At 75.1% G+C, this 627-nt stretch carries 1 protein-coding gene and 1 pseudogene; both read right to left on the bottom strand.

Annotation, left to right across the window (positions count from 1 at the left end):
• Nucleotides 1–193: pseudogene (locus AOK11_RS38470) on the bottom strand (hypothetical protein); the annotation flags it as partial.
• 118 nt (nt 194–311) lie between these two features.
• Nucleotides 312–627, bottom strand: a 316-nt coding sequence (locus tag AOK11_RS38465; RefSeq protein WP_157869553.1) for a GNAT family N-acetyltransferase, incomplete at its 5' end; no start/stop codon positions are given.

Here is a 627-nt window from a genome sequence, read left to right as displayed (position 1 = left end):
GGGCGGTGGTGGCGGCGAGCAGGGTGAGCAGACGGCGGCGGCTGACCCCGTCCGCCGTGGCGCCCCCGGCGAGCCACTGACGCATTCTGCGGCGGTCGTAGGCGGTTTCGTCATGGGTGGATGCGCGGTGGCCGTGGGCGAATGCGTCGAGTCCGGTTCCGGGACGGGGCGACGGCACGGCGGATGCGGGCATGGCGGGTCCTCGTCGTCTGGGTCGGGGGCGGATGTTCACCAGTGCGGAGGGGGACGGGTGCGGAGCCGAGGGGGGGTGGGACGGCGCTCGGTCACGGCCGCGGCGGCTGCCCGTCCCCTCACGTACGTGCCGCGCGTGCGGTGGCCGGCAGGTGCTTCTCGAAGGACAGCAGTCCGATGGTTTCCGGGTCGGCCTCCGTGTCGAACAGCGGCGTGTAGCCGGTGGCCAGGTACAGGCCGCGCGCCTCGGGCTGGCGTGGACCGGTGGTGAGGTGGACGCGCCGGTAGCCGCGGGCCTCCGCCTCGCGTTCCAGTTCCTCGACGACGCGCCGGGCCAGGCCGCGCCGGCGGTGGGCGGAGTGCGTCCAGATCCGCTTCAGCTCGGCCGTGGTCACGTCGTACCGGCGGAAGGCACCGCCCGCGACCGGCTCGCCG

This window comes from Streptomyces hirsutus (assembly GCF_001418415.1).
Classification (GTDB): domain Bacteria; phylum Actinomycetota; class Actinomycetes; order Streptomycetales; family Streptomycetaceae; genus Streptomyces; species Streptomyces hirsutus.
Note: the sequence above shows the minus strand (reverse complement) of the source record. Positions and strands in the feature narration are given on the sequence as shown.